Annotated in this window: 1 rRNA gene; it reads right to left on the bottom strand. The window is 51.0% G+C overall.

From position 1 onward, the window contains the following. Nucleotides 1–254 (bottom strand): 23S ribosomal RNA (locus tag QMX91_RS31510); the annotation flags it as partial. Nucleotide 255 lies beyond the last annotated feature (1 nt).

Consider the following 255-nt stretch of genomic DNA (forward strand, 5'->3'; position numbering starts at 1 on the left):
CTAGTCCCCGTTCGCTCGCCACTACTAAGGGAATCTCGGTTGATTTCTTTTCCTCAGGGTACTTAGATGTTTCAGTTCCCCTGGTTCGCCTCTTGCACCTATGTATTCAGTACAAGATAACCATCTTATGATGGCTGGGTTCCCCCATTCAGACATCTCCGGATCAAAGTCTGTTTGCCGACTCCCCGAAGCTTTTCGCAGGCTACCACGTCTTTCATCGCCTCTGACTGCCAAGGCATCCACCGTATGCGCTTC

This window comes from Pseudomonas sp. PS01299, assembly GCF_029960145.1.
In the GTDB taxonomy this organism is placed as follows: Bacteria; Pseudomonadota; Gammaproteobacteria; order Pseudomonadales; family Pseudomonadaceae; genus Aquipseudomonas; species Aquipseudomonas putida_A.